Annotated in this window: 13 protein-coding genes; 9 read left to right on the forward strand and 4 right to left on the reverse strand. The window is 38.9% G+C overall.

Annotated features, from left to right (window positions below):
• Positions 1-4 precede the first annotated feature (4 nt).
• From EZ456_RS14950 to EZ456_RS14965, 4 genes are all read right to left on the reverse strand, one after another.
• Entirely contained in the window at positions 5-1450 is a 1446-nt protein-coding gene (locus EZ456_RS14950; protein WP_131531430.1) for an ABC transporter permease, read from the reverse strand.
• Positions 1450-3957, reverse strand: a complete 2508-nt coding sequence (locus tag EZ456_RS14955; protein WP_131531431.1) for a TonB-dependent receptor — start codon at positions 3955-3957, stop codon at positions 1450-1452. The genes EZ456_RS14950 and EZ456_RS14955 overlap by 1 nt, the downstream gene beginning before the upstream one ends.
• 15 nt (positions 3958-3972) lie before the next feature.
• Positions 3973-4692: an ABC transporter ATP-binding protein gene (locus EZ456_RS14960; RefSeq protein WP_205945105.1), complete on the reverse strand. Its 720-nt coding sequence runs from the start codon at positions 4690-4692 to the stop codon at positions 3973-3975.
• Between the two features lie 62 nt (positions 4693-4754).
• Positions 4755-5111, reverse strand: a complete 357-nt coding sequence (locus EZ456_RS14965) for a hypothetical protein (protein WP_131531433.1) — start codon at positions 5109-5111, stop codon at positions 4755-4757.
• A gap of 632 nt (positions 5112-5743) precedes the next feature.
• Between EZ456_RS14965 and EZ456_RS14970 the strand changes: the two genes are divergently transcribed.
• From EZ456_RS14970 to EZ456_RS15010, 9 genes are all read left to right on the forward strand, one after another.
• The gene (locus tag EZ456_RS14970; protein WP_131531435.1) at positions 5744-6322 is read left to right on the forward strand and encodes a Crp/Fnr family transcriptional regulator; all 579 of its coding nucleotides are present in this window, start codon (positions 5744-5746) and stop codon (positions 6320-6322) included.
• A gap of 93 nt (positions 6323-6415) precedes the next feature.
• Complete coding sequence (locus tag EZ456_RS14975; RefSeq protein WP_131531437.1) at positions 6416-6952, forward strand: YceI family protein; 537 nt, start codon at positions 6416-6418, stop codon at positions 6950-6952.
• Positions 6953-6962: 10 nt separating this feature from the next.
• Complete coding sequence (locus tag EZ456_RS14980) at positions 6963-7181, forward strand: tautomerase family protein (RefSeq protein ID WP_131531439.1); 219 nt, start codon at positions 6963-6965, stop codon at positions 7179-7181.
• Positions 7182-7192: 11 nt separating this feature from the next.
• A complete protein-coding gene (locus EZ456_RS14985; protein ID WP_131531441.1) occupies positions 7193-7939 on the forward strand; it encodes an SDR family NAD(P)-dependent oxidoreductase in 747 nt (248 codons plus the stop codon).
• Between the two features lie 74 nt (positions 7940-8013).
• Complete coding sequence (locus EZ456_RS14990) at positions 8014-8394, forward strand: nuclear transport factor 2 family protein (RefSeq protein WP_131531443.1); 381 nt, start codon at positions 8014-8016, stop codon at positions 8392-8394.
• Position 8395: 1 nt separating this feature from the next.
• Positions 8396-9454 carry an NAD(P)H-dependent flavin oxidoreductase gene (locus tag EZ456_RS14995; RefSeq protein WP_131531445.1) on the forward strand — a complete coding sequence of 353 codons (1059 nt, stop codon included), beginning with the start codon at positions 8396-8398 and terminating at the stop codon, positions 9452-9454.
• 268 nt (positions 9455-9722) lie between these two features.
• The gene (locus EZ456_RS15000) at positions 9723-10313 is read left to right on the forward strand and encodes an RNA polymerase sigma factor (RefSeq protein WP_131531447.1); all 591 of its coding nucleotides are present in this window, start codon (positions 9723-9725) and stop codon (positions 10311-10313) included.
• A 161-nt stretch (positions 10314-10474) separates the two neighbouring features.
• Entirely contained in the window at positions 10475-11620 is a 1146-nt protein-coding gene (locus EZ456_RS15005; RefSeq protein ID WP_131531449.1) for a FecR family protein, read from the forward strand.
• 223 nt (positions 11621-11843) lie between these two features.
• Complete coding sequence (locus EZ456_RS15010; RefSeq protein ID WP_165501334.1) at positions 11844-15245, forward strand: TonB-dependent receptor; 3402 nt, start codon at positions 11844-11846, stop codon at positions 15243-15245.
• Positions 15246-15247 lie beyond the last annotated feature (2 nt).

Genomic DNA, 15247 nt, shown 5'->3' on the forward strand with positions numbered 1-15247 from the left:
ATCGCTATATCGTTTTAATCCACCTGGTTGTGTATTGTAGCAGCATAACCGTTGCCAATAACCAACAGGTTAAAGCACACAGTGCCCATAACTCATTCGCCATTACCGCACTTAATTTGCCAAAATGGTAATTGAAATCAGGTTGCTCGGCCCAGTTTGCCTTACTAATGGCCAAAGGCTTTTCTTCTTCTCCTGGGGCAATGTTGCTGATCTTATCAATCTGTAGTTTATTCATCTTTTGCGCCAGCTGATAGCGGTAGGCTTCTGCCTGGTTCTGAAAATCAACAAAGGTGTCAAAATCAGAGGCTGTTATGCCCATCGAAATATGCTTGAGTGATAAGTAAGGATTTATGAAACCTGCTGCAGTGGTAATGCTATTCTGCTTTTCAAAAATTTTATTCAGTTCCTTTTGGTGCTTGCTGTAAATTTTTGAGGTTATTTTTTCGCCCTCTGCCATAATATAGCCACCATAGTTAAAAGGCAGTTTTTTTACATCGTTAACACCATAAGTTTTAAGTAATGAGTCTTTAATTGCGGCATAATGCGGATCATCTGGATTGTGGCTGTCGCCCTGTTTATGGATGTCCGTAGCAATGGCATCGGCAAATTCTATTTTAGATGGAGAGGGATGGATTTTTACGCCGATTCCTTGGGTAATTCTTGGCATAATGACCATAAAAAATATCCAGCAGGCCAATAAAGTGATTAGGGCTGATTTAGAACTGCGTGCAAATGCCGAAACCAAAATCGTAATGGCAGATATAACGAAGAAATAGATCGCATAGCTAAAAATCAGTACCAATAAGCGCAAACTGGCATCACCGCTAATCTGCCAATGACTTAGCGAAGCCCATAGCAAAATGGTAAGCAGCATAAGCGGGATAAATATTGATAAACAAATACCAATGATGCCCAATGTTTTGCCCCAGAGGAGTTGTTTCCAGCTTAAATTTTGGCATAGCAGAATTTTTAAAGTTCCTGATTCGCGCTCAGCAGAAATGCTGTTGTATCCTAAGAAGAAAATTAGAAGTGGTACCAGGAGTTGCAGCACCATGGCCACACTGATTTCACCGAAGCGTAACATCCCGTTAGAAAAACCTGCTTCACTAAAATTTACGGTGTTTTGTTTGTGCGCTTCTAAAAAGATCGATACACCTGCAAAACTTTCTATCCCAAAATCGAAGAAACTCAGTTCATGTTTCTCGCGGAAGGCGAGGTAACCGTAGTGCGCCATCCGGTGTGGGTGTTTATCTGGTTTTGCCAGCCATTGTGCCCTAACCAACTCTTTATAATGCAGGCGCTGGTTATTTTGTGTTTTATAATTCTGCCAGCCCACATAAGTGGCCAAACAAAGTGATAAACCCAATAGTAGGGTTAACGCTAAGGTGGCCCTGTTATTAAGGACTGTTTTAAAAGTCTGTTTGGCTATAGTGCTTATTCTATTTGGCATTATATGCTATACGTTACGTTAAACATTACATTTCTTGGTGTACCGGGGAAAAGGCGTAGATAGTTTTGTGCGCCAACCCAATAGGTTTTATTTAAAATGTTATTCATATTTACAGCCAGTTGCACTTTAGAACCAGCAGGCGAATAATAAAGCGCAGCATCTATCAGGGTATAAGCAGGCAGTACAAAATCTCTGATGTACAAGGGAAGTTTAGTGCCACTATACTGTAAACCTGCTCCAAAACCTATTCCCTTTAGTTTGTGGGTTTCAAAGTTGTAGCGTGTCCATAAGCTGGCACTGTGTTTTGGTGTGTTCTGCACCCTTTGGCCAATTAAATCAGGATTAAAATCATCCTTAATAATGGCATCTACATAACTATAACCTGCATTAAATTGCCAGTTAGACCTGATAAAACCAGAAGCTTCGAATTCGATACCTCGGCTGCGTTGTGCACCACGTTCTATCAAGCGGTTTACATCCAACGGATCATTTGCATTCATCAATAGGTTTTTCTGGTTAATTTCGAATACCGAAATATTAAACATCAGGTTTTTATTCAGCCATTCAGATTTTGCACCAATCTCCTTTAAGTCGCTTTCTAAAGGTTTAAAATTGGTGCCTGCAGGTGGTGGAACAATAACCAGGGTTGAGGTATTACCTTGCGGCTGGTAGCCCTGTAAATAGGTTCCGTAAAGGTTAATGTTTGGGTTTATTGCATAGGTAATTCCGGCCCTTGGCAAAAGCTTATGCTGATAAATTTTCTTTTCTGTAGCTAATTTGTAATTGCTGTAATCCTCGTACCACTCTTGTCGTAAACCCAATGTTAAGGTAAGTTGATGGTATTTTATCTGATCTTGCAGGTACACTGCATTAACCAAATTATATGCAGCCGGAATTTCTGTTTTGGTAAAAACGTAATCGCTTAAATTTTTAATGGTATAGGCTGGGTTGGTCAGGTTAAAGTGCTCTACGTTGGGTACTGGTGCATTTATACCATTTACCACCTTAAATAAATAGAGATCCTTTTTTGTAGCATCGTACCTTGCGGCAATGGTTCCATCTTTTAAACGATAGCCCTGAGCCGAGTTTTCGCCGCCGCCCCGCAGTTTCTGTGTGTTTATTCTATCGTACCCAATTACCAGCTTATGGCTTAAGCTAAAAGTATTGGTGTTTATACTAAAATAGGTGCTTAAATTGTCGGTTCGCCATTTTTGCTGACGCTGAACGGCACGCATGGCCGCCAGGGTAGGAATAGGTTGATTATTTTCATCAACGCCAAAAGCATTGGTGGTTCTATGTTCTAAAAGATCTTCGTTCCAGTTTTGCTTCATATAAGCCACATTAAATACGATATCCTGTGTAAGGCTATGCGAAAAATTGGTCATCAACATTAAATCCTGACTGTTAAAGCGGTCGTTGCTGGCCCCCATATTGAAACTGATCGGTGTACTTTTTAAATCGGTTTTACCAGCAATTGCACCAAAAATAGCCTGGCCACGGTCTAACCTCGAATTGCTGTTGTTCATTACAACTTCTACATTTAAACTGGTTCGATCGTTCGGGATGTACGAAAACGAAGGGGCAATGAGGTAACCCTTTCTGTATTGAAGATCCCTGAAGCTTTTGCTGTCTTCATAACCCACATTAAGTCGGTAAAGCAGCGTTTTATCAGCATTTAAAGGACCAGTAAAATCTAAAGCACCTCTAATGGTGCTGAAACTTCCGGCCGAGAGACTAATCTCTTTGCGATCTTCAGTCAGTGGTTTTTTTGTTACCAGGTTAATGCTTCCCCCTGGGTCTACACTCGAAAATGTAGCACTTGCGGGACCTTTTATTACCTCTATCCGTTCCAGATTATTGGTTAAAGGCTGGTTAAAATAATATTGGCGGGTACGCATGCCGTTAATAATAGCACCTTCTTCGTTCTGGTTAATTCCCCTGATCGAAAATTGGTTGTAATAACTGCTTTGTGATACACTGGTTACATTTTTAACCGCATCGGCCAGTACAGCCGCCTGCCTGTCGGCAATTAATTCTTTCGAAACCGAAGAAATAGCCTGTGGGATATCCTTGTTCAATGAAGCCGTTTTGGTGGCCGAAAAAGAATAGTTTCCATAGTACTTTTTGCCATTGGTACCTACCACTTCAACGGTCTGCAATTCCTCATTGGTGGTTTGCAGTACAATCGCATCCAGTTTCAAATCACCAATCCCATTAACGGGGTAAATGCGATTAAAAGTGCTGTAGCCTACGGCACTAATGGTGATGGTGTAATTGGCCATTTTAGGTAAAATAACCGAAAAATTACCGAGCGAATCGCTGCTTGTATTCAGTTGGTCTTTCCCATTCTTAAATTTAATAGTGGCTTTTTGGATAGCTTGGTTTTGGGTATCGATTACTTTTCCACTCACCTCAATCTGAGCAAAAGTGACCAGGCTAAATGTGCTGAAGAGCAATAGCAAACAGAGCGCACAGGAAATAGAAAAGCCTTTATATGTTAGATACATGGATTGGATTTGTTTTTAGATGGTTTGTAAGTATAATTCCTGAAGATCGGCTGCAGTAATATCGCTGGCTTTAAGTGTATGGATTAATTCACCTTGTTTCATAATGCCAATGTGCGAACCTACATTTACCGCATTAAAAATATCGTGTGTAGCCATTAATATCGATTTCCCTTCAGCAGCCAGTTGTTTAACCAATTGGGTAAACTCTGCCGTAGCTTTTGGGTCCAGCCCGCTGGTGGGCTCATCCATTAAAATGATTTTTGCATTTTTGGCTAACGCGATAGCAATCCCCACTTTTTGGCGCATGCCTTTACTAAAACCCGATAAATGGTTATGGTGGGCAGCTTCCTGTAAACCACATTGCTTTAAAAAACCGATCAAGCTTGAAGTACCATAGTTAAAACCCGCCAGTTTAGAAAAGTAATTGAGGTTTTCGATGGCCGAAAGATTGCTATAAAGCATAACCACCTCAGGAATGTAGGCCAGGTGTTTCCGCCGTTCATCATTGTGCGCGGAGATTTCTTCGTTGTCGATTAAAATTTTTCCGCTACTCGGCTCAATAAAACCTAGAAATAAATTGATGGTAGTGGTTTTTCCGGCACCGTTTTGGCCCAGCAGGCAAAATACTTCACCAGGGTTAACAGTTAAATTAAGTTGGTTTAGGGCCTGGTATGCCCCATAATTTTTAGATAATGAAATAGCCTGAAGCATAAAGATATAGACGTATAGGCGCATACCAAACATGGTTGCACATTGAACAAAATGAAATTTCTGGATAAAAACTCGCGAATTGGGTATTAAGCCATTAGGCTTGGTGGGCCTTTATTGGCGCAGCATAAGATGTAAGCAACAGCATGCCTCATCAGGTAAGCACAAGGTTTAATCGTTGGTTTAACTACAGGCAAAGCGAATGCAATGGGAGCAGGGAGATCGAAAATGTGCGAACGGTGTTTCAATACCTCGCACAATTTACATTTTAGCTTTGCCGAAGCCAATTGTTTAAGCGGATGCGCCTGGCTACAGCTTTGCTTGCTGTAACCGGTTTTTTCGGCGCTATGATGGTGAAGGCTTTCTATCAGTGTTGCATTAAGAAATACCGCCAATAGCAATACCGCCCATATACGGGCAAAAATTTCTTTACGATATGTATACATCGAATAGCTCAATGCAACAAAGTTACATTTAAAAAATTAAAAATCAAGTAATAGGTTAATTGTATGTAGTTTAATCGACTTCGGACTAAATATTATTTGCCCTTCGACTCCGCGATCACTGATGTCATTTTTTAATTACTTAAATGTGAGTGGTTTATGTTGATTTTGTGTTTCCGCCCAACTAGGCCGTAGCAACATATCCCCGTTCTACTTAAATCCGGCCTAACAAATTTTTCGGGCTGCACTGGCCAAGCCAACCTAGTAGCTTCGAAAGAAAAATTTTCAGCCGGTGTTTTTTGTTTTTTCATGGGCCCATATGTTTTCAACGGCATTCAAGCTAGCCGTGCTGGTCTTTTTGACGCCAAAAAGAAAGAAGCCTGTCCGGCTAGGACTAATAAAACACCCCGTCCTGCGGACACCCCTCTGAAATAGGGGAATTACATATCGCACAAGACCAATAATTAAATGTCATTTATAATGATTTTATGAAATAAATTAAGCCTAAGGGTGACTTTTAGATTGGGGAATCAGCGTATATATTAATCGTTTAATCGACTTTGGGCTCCAGACTTCGGACTCCTGACTCCCCGACTTCCTACTAACCCCAATAATTCTTACCTTTATTTCAAGCCATGGATTCTAAAGAAATACTAAAAGCACATATTTTAAAAACGGCTACTTTAACCGACCAAGAGTTCGATTATTTATTTTCCCATTTCAAGTCGAAGTCTTTTAAAAAAGGACAGGCCATTATTAGTGAGGGAGATAAGGTAGATCACGAATATTTTGTGATCTCGGGCTGTTTAAAAGCTTTTTTTATCAACGATGAAATTAAGATGTATATCCTGCAGTTTGCTATGCCTACCTGGTGGACTTCAGATTATGGCGCCCTATACAACCACACTCGCGCAACCATAAGCGTAGATTGCATTAGCGATGCAGCAGTATTATGCCTTTCTAACGATGACCGCGAAAAAATCTGCAGCGAAATCCGTCAGGCTGAACATTTTTTTCGTTGGAGAACAAACAGAGGTTATCTGGCTTCGCAAAAAAGGCTATTATCTTTTATGAATAACGATACCAAAGCCCGCTACGAAGAACTTTTAGCCATGTATCCTCAACTGTATAATCTCGTACCCAAACATTTAATTGCGGCCTATTTGGGAGTTTCGAGAGAAACCCTGAGCAGGCTTTACAACGCACAAAAATAGCACATGCAGAATGTGATGTACATCACCTAAGCCCTGTAAAAATCCTCCTTTACTTTGTATTGTCAAATCACTAACGATTGATAAAACAAAGAAATGGAAACTACAAAATTTGAAATTGTAAGCGCTCAAAGCAACATCAACTGGACGGGTAAAAAAGTAACCGGAGCACATAACGGAACCATCACGATTAAATCGGGTTCACTAAGTTTAAGCGATGGTAAACTCAGTAATGGGAAGTTTATTATCGATACCACCTCTATTGTAATATTGGATGTTACCGACCCTGCAACCAATGCACAGTTCGCCGGACATTTATTCTCTGAAGATTTTTTTGCAACCGATCAATTCCCAGAGGCCACATTCGTCATTACAGCTGTTGATCAAACCAATGAAGATAATACCGTAATTACTGGCGATTTAACCATTAAAGGCATTACACATGCTGTAGTTTTTGCGGCAGATGTGGTTGTTAACGGCAATACGTTAACTGCTTCTGGTAAAATTTTTATCGATCGTACCAAGTACAACATGAAATTCAGATCAGGCAATTTTTTCACCAACCTTGGCGATAACCTGATCTATAACGAATTTGAACTTGACGTAAAATTAACCGCATCATTAACCATTTAATCGAACAGCCATGCCATACGTAAAAATAGAAGTAACCCGCGAAGGTGTTACACGCGAACAAAAACAGACCTTAATTAGTGGAATAACCAAACTGATTACCGAAGTATTGGATAAAGATCCAAAGCTTACCCATGTAGTAATTCAAGAAATCGAATTGGATGATTGGGGATATGCAGGCGAGCAGGTATCGGTATTGCGCGAAAAAGGGATAACCGCAAACAATAAATAATCATCAAAAACATGAAAACACTAACAGTTATTATAACAGGCGCATCAACAGGTATTGGTCGTGCCATTGCAGCTTTATTTTTAAAACAGGGTCACAATGTGGTGATCAACGCTGCAAATGAGAATAATTTAATCACTGCGTTCAATGAATTAGGATCGCACCGTCAATTGGCCATGTTAGCTGGCGATATCAGCAACATTAATACAGGTAAACTATTGGTAGAAACTGCAGTAGCACGTTTTGGTGCTGTAGATGTGCTGATAAATAATGCCGGTATTTTTGAGCCAAAACCTTTTTTAGAGGTAGATGAAGCACACCTGGATAAATTTTTAAGCATCAATTTAAAAGGCACATTTTTCACTACTCAGGCAGCCATAGCGCAAATGTTGAAACAAGATGGTGGTGCAATTATTAACATCGGAACCGTATTGGTAGATCATGCCATTGGAGGTTTTCCTGCAACTGCACCCATTTCGAGTAAAGGGGGGATTCATGCCTTAACCAAACAATTGGCTGCCGAATTCGGTAAAAACAACATCCGGGTAAATGGCATCGCACCAGGGATTATTAGAAGTCCGTTACAAGAGAAAAATGGCATTAGTGATGCAGATGCGTTTGCAGGTTTACATTTATTAAACCGCATTGGCGAAACGCAGGATGTTGCCCAGCTCGCCCTGTACCTGGCAGAAAGTAATTTTGTAACAGGCGAAATCATCAATTTAGATGGAGGTCATGTAGCAGGTCATCATATTGGATAAGTATAAGAATTAAAGCAAGAACCAGGTATGCAAAAGGAAATAATTAGCCGGAGCATACCTTAAAAATTAAAACCATGAACAATTACACCGAAAACGCAAATGCAATAGCAGTGGTACTGTCATCTTATTTTAAGGGAGTTTTTAATGGAGATACCGCACTACTCAGAAAAATATTTCACCCTCAGTCTATATTGGCTGGTGATGTAAACGGTATTCCATATTTTAAAACGCTTGATGAATACTTAGAAGGTGTAAGTAAGCGCAAAAGTCCGCAGGAGCTCAATGAAACATTTCGTATGGAAATATTGTCGATAGAAATTATCAATTCTATTGCAATTGCCAAAGTTCATCTGCCTATTTTTGATTTTAATTATTACGATCTTTTATCGCTAAATCTAACCGATCGGGGATGGGTAATTGTAAATAAACTTTTAACCAACGTAAAAATTTATTAGGATGTGGAATAGAACTAAAATAACCGAACTTTTAAAGATCGAATATCCGATTTTATTAGGCCCTATGGGCGGTGGATTCTCAACGCCTGAGCTTTTAGCAGCCGTATCAAACGCTGGTGGTTTGGGCAGCCTTGGCGCATATACCTTAAGTCCTGAAGAAATTATCGAAACCGATAAAATTGTAAGAACCAAAACAGATAAACCTTACAATATCAACCTATGGGTAAATGATGTAGATGAGCGTTTGTTTGATTTTCCAGCAGAAAAAGTAGAGGAGATTAAAACATTATTCAAACCTTTTTTTGATGAATTGAGTATTCCTTTACCCGATCTTGACACCAATATACCTTCAAAATTTTTGGGACAGGTAGAAACGCTTTTCGAGCTGAAACCCGCAGTATTTAGTTTTATATTCGGTATACCTTCAAAAGAAATATTAAACGAAGCACGAAAGCTAGGCATTAAAACAGTGGGTGCAGCAACTACATTAGATGAGGCCTTAGCACTCGAAGAAGCCCAGGTTGATGCCATTGTAGCAACAGGATTTGAAGCGGGTGGGCATCGTCCTTCGTTTCTTAAACCGGCAAATGAGTCGCTAACAGGAACTTTTGCATTGATCCAACAAGTAAAAGCGAAAACAAAAACACCAATAATTGCTGCGGGAGGTATTGCCGATGCGAAAGGTATAAGGGCAGCGTTGACGCTTGGTGCAGATGCAGTCCAGATTGGTACCGCCTTTTTAGTAACCGACGAATCTAATGCAACGCCCATGCACAAGGCAAAACTTTTTTCTGAAGAATCAAAAAATACAGTACTTTCTAAATCATTAACGGGGAGAATGGGCCGGATGATCGGCAACCGAATATCTAGCGCTATTAATTATGAAACTGAGGTGTTGCCATTTCCGCTGCAAACCCGATTAATGGGGCCGTTAAGAGCTGCTGCCATTGCACAGGGCAAAACAGATATGTACAATTTCTGGTCAGGACAAAACGCAGTAAACTTAAAATATACTTCTGCAAAAGAATTAATGGAAGTGTTGGTTAAGGAGATGGATTAGTTCATTTGTCATTGGTTCATTTGTCATGGGGCTAGTTGGTTAATTGTTTAAAGTGGTTAACTGAAAACTGGCAACTGCAAACTGATTATTTGGTTAACGGTTTAAACTGGTCAATTGAGAACTGGCAACTGCAAACTGATTATCGATTCATCGTTTAATTCCTCCATTTTGTCTCTTCAGTAAGGCAACATTTGTGCTAATTTGCGAAAAATATATAAATTGAACCGTTATTTTTTTGCTTAGTATTGCAAAGATATTCCTTATATTAATGAAACCTGATAATTTTCAACTATGGCCTGATAGTTTGCTTGTTAGCGATATGCAAAGCAATGATCGGTGTGCGTTCGAAAAAATTTATAACAGGTATTGGAGCAAACTATATTTATCAGCCTATCATATTTTGCGCAACAAAGAGGCGGCTGAAGATATTATACAAGAAATATTTGTGAGCCTTTGGTTAAAACGGGCGCATACCTCAGTTGATAACCTGAATAATTACCTGTTTACTTCAGTTCGGTTCCAGGTATTTAAAGCGATTAGAGATGGGAAATTACGCACCGATTTACTTCATGATACCGAACTCTTGGTCAGTCCGCACAATGCTGAAAATGCTTTTACCGAAAAAGAGATTGCACAACGTTTAGATGAGAGTATTGAGCAGTTGCCTCAAAAATGTAAAGAAATTTTTATCCTGAGTAGAAAAGAGCACCTTAGTGTAAAAGAAATTGCCGACCGATTAAACATTTCACCAAAAACAGTAGAGAACCAGATAACCATCGCATTACGCCGCCTACGTACCGATATGGGCGAATTCTTGTTTTGGGCCATCTTATTATTGGCTGGTATTTGGGGTAAATAGCCCATCCATCATCGCCACAAAAATTAATTCTAGCTTATTTTTTAATGTCTACTGAAATTTCTTGTTAATTTAAATTGTTGATTTATAGTTTGTTGTAAAATAATTAAATTTCTTTTGGGGGATACTGCCCATTTTGGGTACATACACCAAACCATAAGCGATTGAAAAAAGCAGAGTTAATAAAATTAACAGAAAAATATATAGCCGGTACTGCCAGTGAAGAAGAACGCCTTAAATTAGAATCCTGGTACAATAATCAATTGAACCATAAAACTTTGGCGAGTGAAAAACAGATTGACGAAGAAGAGCAAACTGAAGTTGGCGAAAAAATTTTTAATAAAATTAATCAACAAATAGATCAGCAAGATAAAAAACGCCCAGGCAGGTATTTTTATCGTTTAGCAATTGCTGCATCATTAATCGCCGTTCTAGGATTTGGTTGGTATCTTTTTAGCGAACGTACTGATGTTAAAAAAATAAATAAATCAGTTAGTTTAATCAAACCTGGAGGTAACAAAGCCTTTTTAACACTTGCTGATGGAACTAAAATTAATTTAGACCAGGCGCAAAATGGTACTATAGCCAAAGAGGAGGGAATTCAAATTACCAAAACAGCCGATGGGCAATTAATTTATACCATTTTAGAAAATAAATCAGCGCTAGGTAAACCGGGTTTTAACACGATCAGCACACCGGCTGGCGGCCAGTATCAGGTTACCCTGCCCGATGGAACTAAAGTTTGGCTAAATGCACTGTCATCATTAAAATATCCTACCAATTTTATAGGCAAGTATAGAACAGTGGAGCTTACTGGCGAAGGTTATTTTGAAGTGGCCAAGAATAAAAACAAGCCTTTCAAACTCAAAACAGCAAAACAAGAAATAAGTGTATTGGGTACGCATTTTAATGTTAGTGCCTATGCCGATGATGCTGAAATCAAAACAACCTTGATAGAGGGTGGGGTAGCCGTTAAAAACTTTAGCCCCCTGGCTATCGGCTTATTAAAACCAGGTCAGCAGGCTATTTTTCAAAATAAGGGCTTCAAAGTGAGCAATGTTGATGTTGAAGAATACATCGCCTGGAAAAATGGTTTTTTCATGTTCAATAATGAAGGCATTAAAGAAGCGATGCAAAAACTGGCTAGGTGGTACGATGTTGATATTGAGTATGTTGGCGATTTTGATGGAATTTATTTCGGAGGATCTTTTTCCAAACACAATAACCTGCAAGAAACCTTAAAAATATTAGAATCTACAGATAAGTTTAAATTTAAAATAGAAGGAAGGAGGATTAAAATTTTAAAATAACATATTAAATTTTAATCTGAAAAACGGATTTCGAGTGCAATCGAAACCCGTTTAAAGCTTTAGATTAAAATTGTTCCAACAATAACCAAATAGTTAAAACATTCTAAATGTAATAGCAACAGCTATAAGCATTTAACTTAACCTAAAACCTAACAAATGTATGAAAATTTACGATTTTAATTTATGTAGCACAAGCTGCATAAAGAATAAAATTCTGTTATCTATGAAGCTAACCATCTTATTGCTTTTTGTAGCCTTTTTACACGTTAATGCGGCCAGTTTTGCGCAAAAGAACATTACGCTTAACGAAAAAAACGCTTCGTTACAAAAAGTGCTTAAAGCAATAAAAAATCAAAGTGGATATTATGTGTTTTTTATCCAGAGCGACTTAAAAAAAGCAAACACAGTAAGCATTGATGTAAAAGATATGCCCTTGGCTGAAGTCTTAAATCAATGTTTCAAAAATCAGCCGCTAACTTATTCTATACAGGCCAATACGATTGTAATTAAAGAACGTCCTTTAAATATTGCCCCAAGCTTTAATCTAGAACAAAGTACACCTGTAAATAAGGTGATAGATGTAATTGGAACTATTTTAGATGAAATAGGCAAGGGCATACCTGGTGCCAGCATTAAAGTAAAAGGAAAAGAACAGGGTACGATGAGTGATGAAGCTGGAAACTTTAAATTAACAGGTGTAGCAGATGATGCCACTTTGGTAATTTCTTATTTAGGTTACCAAACCAAAGAGGTAAAAGCTTCGGCAACGGTAAAAGTTACTATGGTGCCTCAAACCAATGATTTAAATGAGGTAGTAGTGGTAGCCTATGGTACACAGAAAAAATCAAGTTTAACAGGAGCTATTGCAACCATTACACCTAAACAGTTAAAAGAGCGACCTGTTACCTCTATACAAAATGCATTACAGGGTATTTCGCCAGGATTAACCATTTTGCAACGCCCTGGCGATGTAAGTGCAAGCGCTACAGGTGGTACGGCTGTTAATATAAGAGGCAGAAGCAGTTTAGCAGGTGCCGGTACTCCACTTTATATTATTGATGGTATTCCGGCCAGTTCGCAAGAATTTGCCACATTAAATCCAAATGATATTTCGGGCATGTCAGTGCTAAAAGATGCATCTTCTGCAGCTTTATATGGCTCGAGAGCAGCTAACGGTGTAATTATGGTAACCACCAGAAGAGGTGGCGGAGAAAAAGCAACCATCGAGTTTAATGCCAACTACGGCTGGCAATCGCCTACTCGTATTGCAAAATACTTAGGATCAGTAGATTATACTACGCTTTATAATGAGGCGCTTACCAATGTTGGCCGTAGTCCAATGTACACGCCAGCACAGATAGAGTTATACAGAAATGGTTCTCAACCAGATTTATATCCAAATACAGATTGGTATAAAGAAGTTTTAAGACCAAGTGCGCCACAGGCCGATGTGAATTTAAATATTAATGCCCCTGGTAAAATTACCAGCAGTTATTTGGGTTTAAATTATTTAACTCAAGAATCGTTGATTCCAAATAAAGATCAGGACCGTTTTAATGCCAAATTAAATACCGAAACCAAGGTTATCGAGAATATTTTAAAGGTAGGTACCAATATTTCCTTTATTAACCAGGCTTTCGATCGTTTGGGTAACTTAGCGTGGACTGAATTGAACCGCTCTTTGCCTACTACCGTTTTTCGTCAGAGTAATGGCCAATGGGGATCGGTAAACAATGGTACTGTAGCCAGTAGCTCAATTCCATATCGTAACCAAGCCCGTATGATAGCCGAATCATCGAAAGGCAATAATCGGAATAATTTGCTTCAAACTGCTGCAAATGCAACATTAACACCTTTAAAAGGTCTCTCAATAAATGGATTGGTTTCGTTAAAGTTTACCAATAACAATAGCACAGCCTTTAACAATACCATGACGCCGATTAATAACTTTTTAACAGGCAATCCCATTTCACTCCCCGCAGGAGTAGGGACACAGAACGATTTAAGAGAATACTGGGTAAAAAGAAAAGAATTGTTGGTACAAGGTACTGCAGATTATGAGCGTACTTTTGGTAAACATTATGGCAAGCTAACGGTAGGTGCATCGCAAGAAAGTAATGTGCTTAGAAGTGCATTTATTGGCAGAAGAAACTTTCCTAATAACGATTTAAGTACCATCATCAATGGTTCTGGTAATGGAGAAGATATATTATCAGATAATAATAACGATGATATTATCGCTGGAGTTTTTGGTTTAGCCAACAGAACTGCGGCCGAAGAATGGTCAATGCGATCGATGTTTGGCCGTTTTAACTATGCTTTTGAAGATAAATACCTGTTAGAGGTAAATGCCCGTATCGATTATTCTTCGCGTTTCCGTGAAGATGTGCGTAGAGCCTTCTTTCCATCGTTTTCAGCTGGATGGGTAGTTTCTAAGGAAGACTTCATGAAAAATATTACCTGGGTTGATAATTTAAAACTCCGCGGTTCTTATGGCTCACTAGGTAATCAGGATGTGGTTGCTGTAGGGAACTATTTTAACAGATTAAATGCTGGCTTTCAGTATAGTTTTGAAGGTACAGCACAAGATGGAATCTGGCAAGCAGACGGATCATGGCCAACCACAACCTGGGAAAAAGTATACATGACCAATTTTGGTGTAGATATGACTTTGTTTAAAGGTAAATTGGATATTACTGCAGATTACTACATTAAGGATACAAAAGATTTATTATTACGTAATGCCGCCCTTGCATTTTATCCTTTAAACGTACCTTTTACCAATTCGGCAAGTACCCGCAATACTGGTGTAGAGTTAGCCATTAACCATAATAATAGAATCGGAAAAGACTTTACTTTTAGCATTGGTGGTAACTTATCATTGATCAAAAGTAAAATCACCAAAATTGGAGACAATAACAACGATCGATTTGATGGTCAGTTTATCCAAAGAGTTGGCGAATCGATTGGATCTTTTTACGGTTATATTGCCGACGGTCTTTTTGTTAGTAACGCAGAGGTTGCTTCACATGCTTTTCAGGATGCACGTACCAGAGCTGGAGATATTAAATACAGAGATATAAATGGAGATAATGTAATTAATGCTGCCGACCGTACCGTTATTGGTAACGATGTGCCTTTCGTAAACTATGGTTTTAATTTAAGCGCAGCCTATAAAGGTTTCGATTTTAATATCCTTACTTATGGTGTAGCCAAAGTAAAAACCTATTTAGGTCAGGAAGCTTCAGCACCTTTCTTTAACGGTGCAAACGCCAAAGTACAGTTGTTAAATCGCTGGACAAAAGAAAATCCTGATCCCAATGCCGATTTCCCAAGAACATTATTAACCGCAGATGCCGGACATAATATTGATCAACTTTCGTCATTCTACCTGTTTAGCGGCTCTTATTTCAGGGTAAGGGGCATTACTTTGGGTTATACATTACCTCAAAATGCAGTGAAAAAAATTGGTTTGTCTAAATTAAGAATATATGGAACAACCAATAATCCTTTCACAATCATGGCAGATAAACGTTTGGGCGATTACGATCCGGAATCTGCTTCAGGCCGTGGTGGCTATCCAGGTATTAAAACCTGGTCGTTTGGTTTAAGTGCAGGATTATAAAA

It is taken from the genome of Pedobacter psychrodurus, from assembly GCF_004331735.1.
Taxonomy (GTDB): Bacteria; Bacteroidota; Bacteroidia; order Sphingobacteriales; family Sphingobacteriaceae; genus Pedobacter; species Pedobacter psychrodurus.

Excerpts from the sequence above, each read along its gene's own strand:
- EZ456_RS14950 (WP_131531430.1), bottom strand. The coding sequence starts at position 1,450 with ATGCCAAATAGAATAAGCACTATAGCCAAACAGACTTTTAAAACAGTC.
- EZ456_RS14955 (WP_131531431.1), bottom strand. The coding sequence starts at position 3,957 with ATGTATCTAACATATAAAGGCTTTTCTATTTCCTGTGCGCTCTGTTTG.
- EZ456_RS14960 (WP_205945105.1), bottom strand. The coding sequence starts at position 4,692 with ATGCGCCTATACGTCTATATCTTTATGCTTCAGGCTATTTCATTATCT.
- EZ456_RS14965 (WP_131531433.1), bottom strand. The coding sequence starts at position 5,111 with ATGTATACATATCGTAAAGAAATTTTTGCCCGTATATGGGCGGTATTG.
- EZ456_RS14970 (WP_131531435.1), top strand. The coding sequence starts at position 5,744 with ATGGATTCTAAAGAAATACTAAAAGCACATATTTTAAAAACGGCTACT.
- EZ456_RS14975 (WP_131531437.1), top strand. The coding sequence starts at position 6,416 with ATGGAAACTACAAAATTTGAAATTGTAAGCGCTCAAAGCAACATCAAC.
- EZ456_RS14980 (WP_131531439.1), top strand. The coding sequence starts at position 6,963 with ATGCCATACGTAAAAATAGAAGTAACCCGCGAAGGTGTTACACGCGAA.
- EZ456_RS14985 (WP_131531441.1), top strand. The coding sequence starts at position 7,193 with ATGAAAACACTAACAGTTATTATAACAGGCGCATCAACAGGTATTGGT.
- EZ456_RS14990 (WP_131531443.1), top strand. The coding sequence starts at position 8,014 with ATGAACAATTACACCGAAAACGCAAATGCAATAGCAGTGGTACTGTCA.
- EZ456_RS14995 (WP_131531445.1), top strand. The coding sequence starts at position 8,396 with ATGTGGAATAGAACTAAAATAACCGAACTTTTAAAGATCGAATATCCG.
- EZ456_RS15000 (WP_131531447.1), top strand. The coding sequence starts at position 9,723 with ATGAAACCTGATAATTTTCAACTATGGCCTGATAGTTTGCTTGTTAGC.
- EZ456_RS15010 (WP_165501334.1), top strand. The coding sequence starts at position 11,844 with ATGAAGCTAACCATCTTATTGCTTTTTGTAGCCTTTTTACACGTTAAT.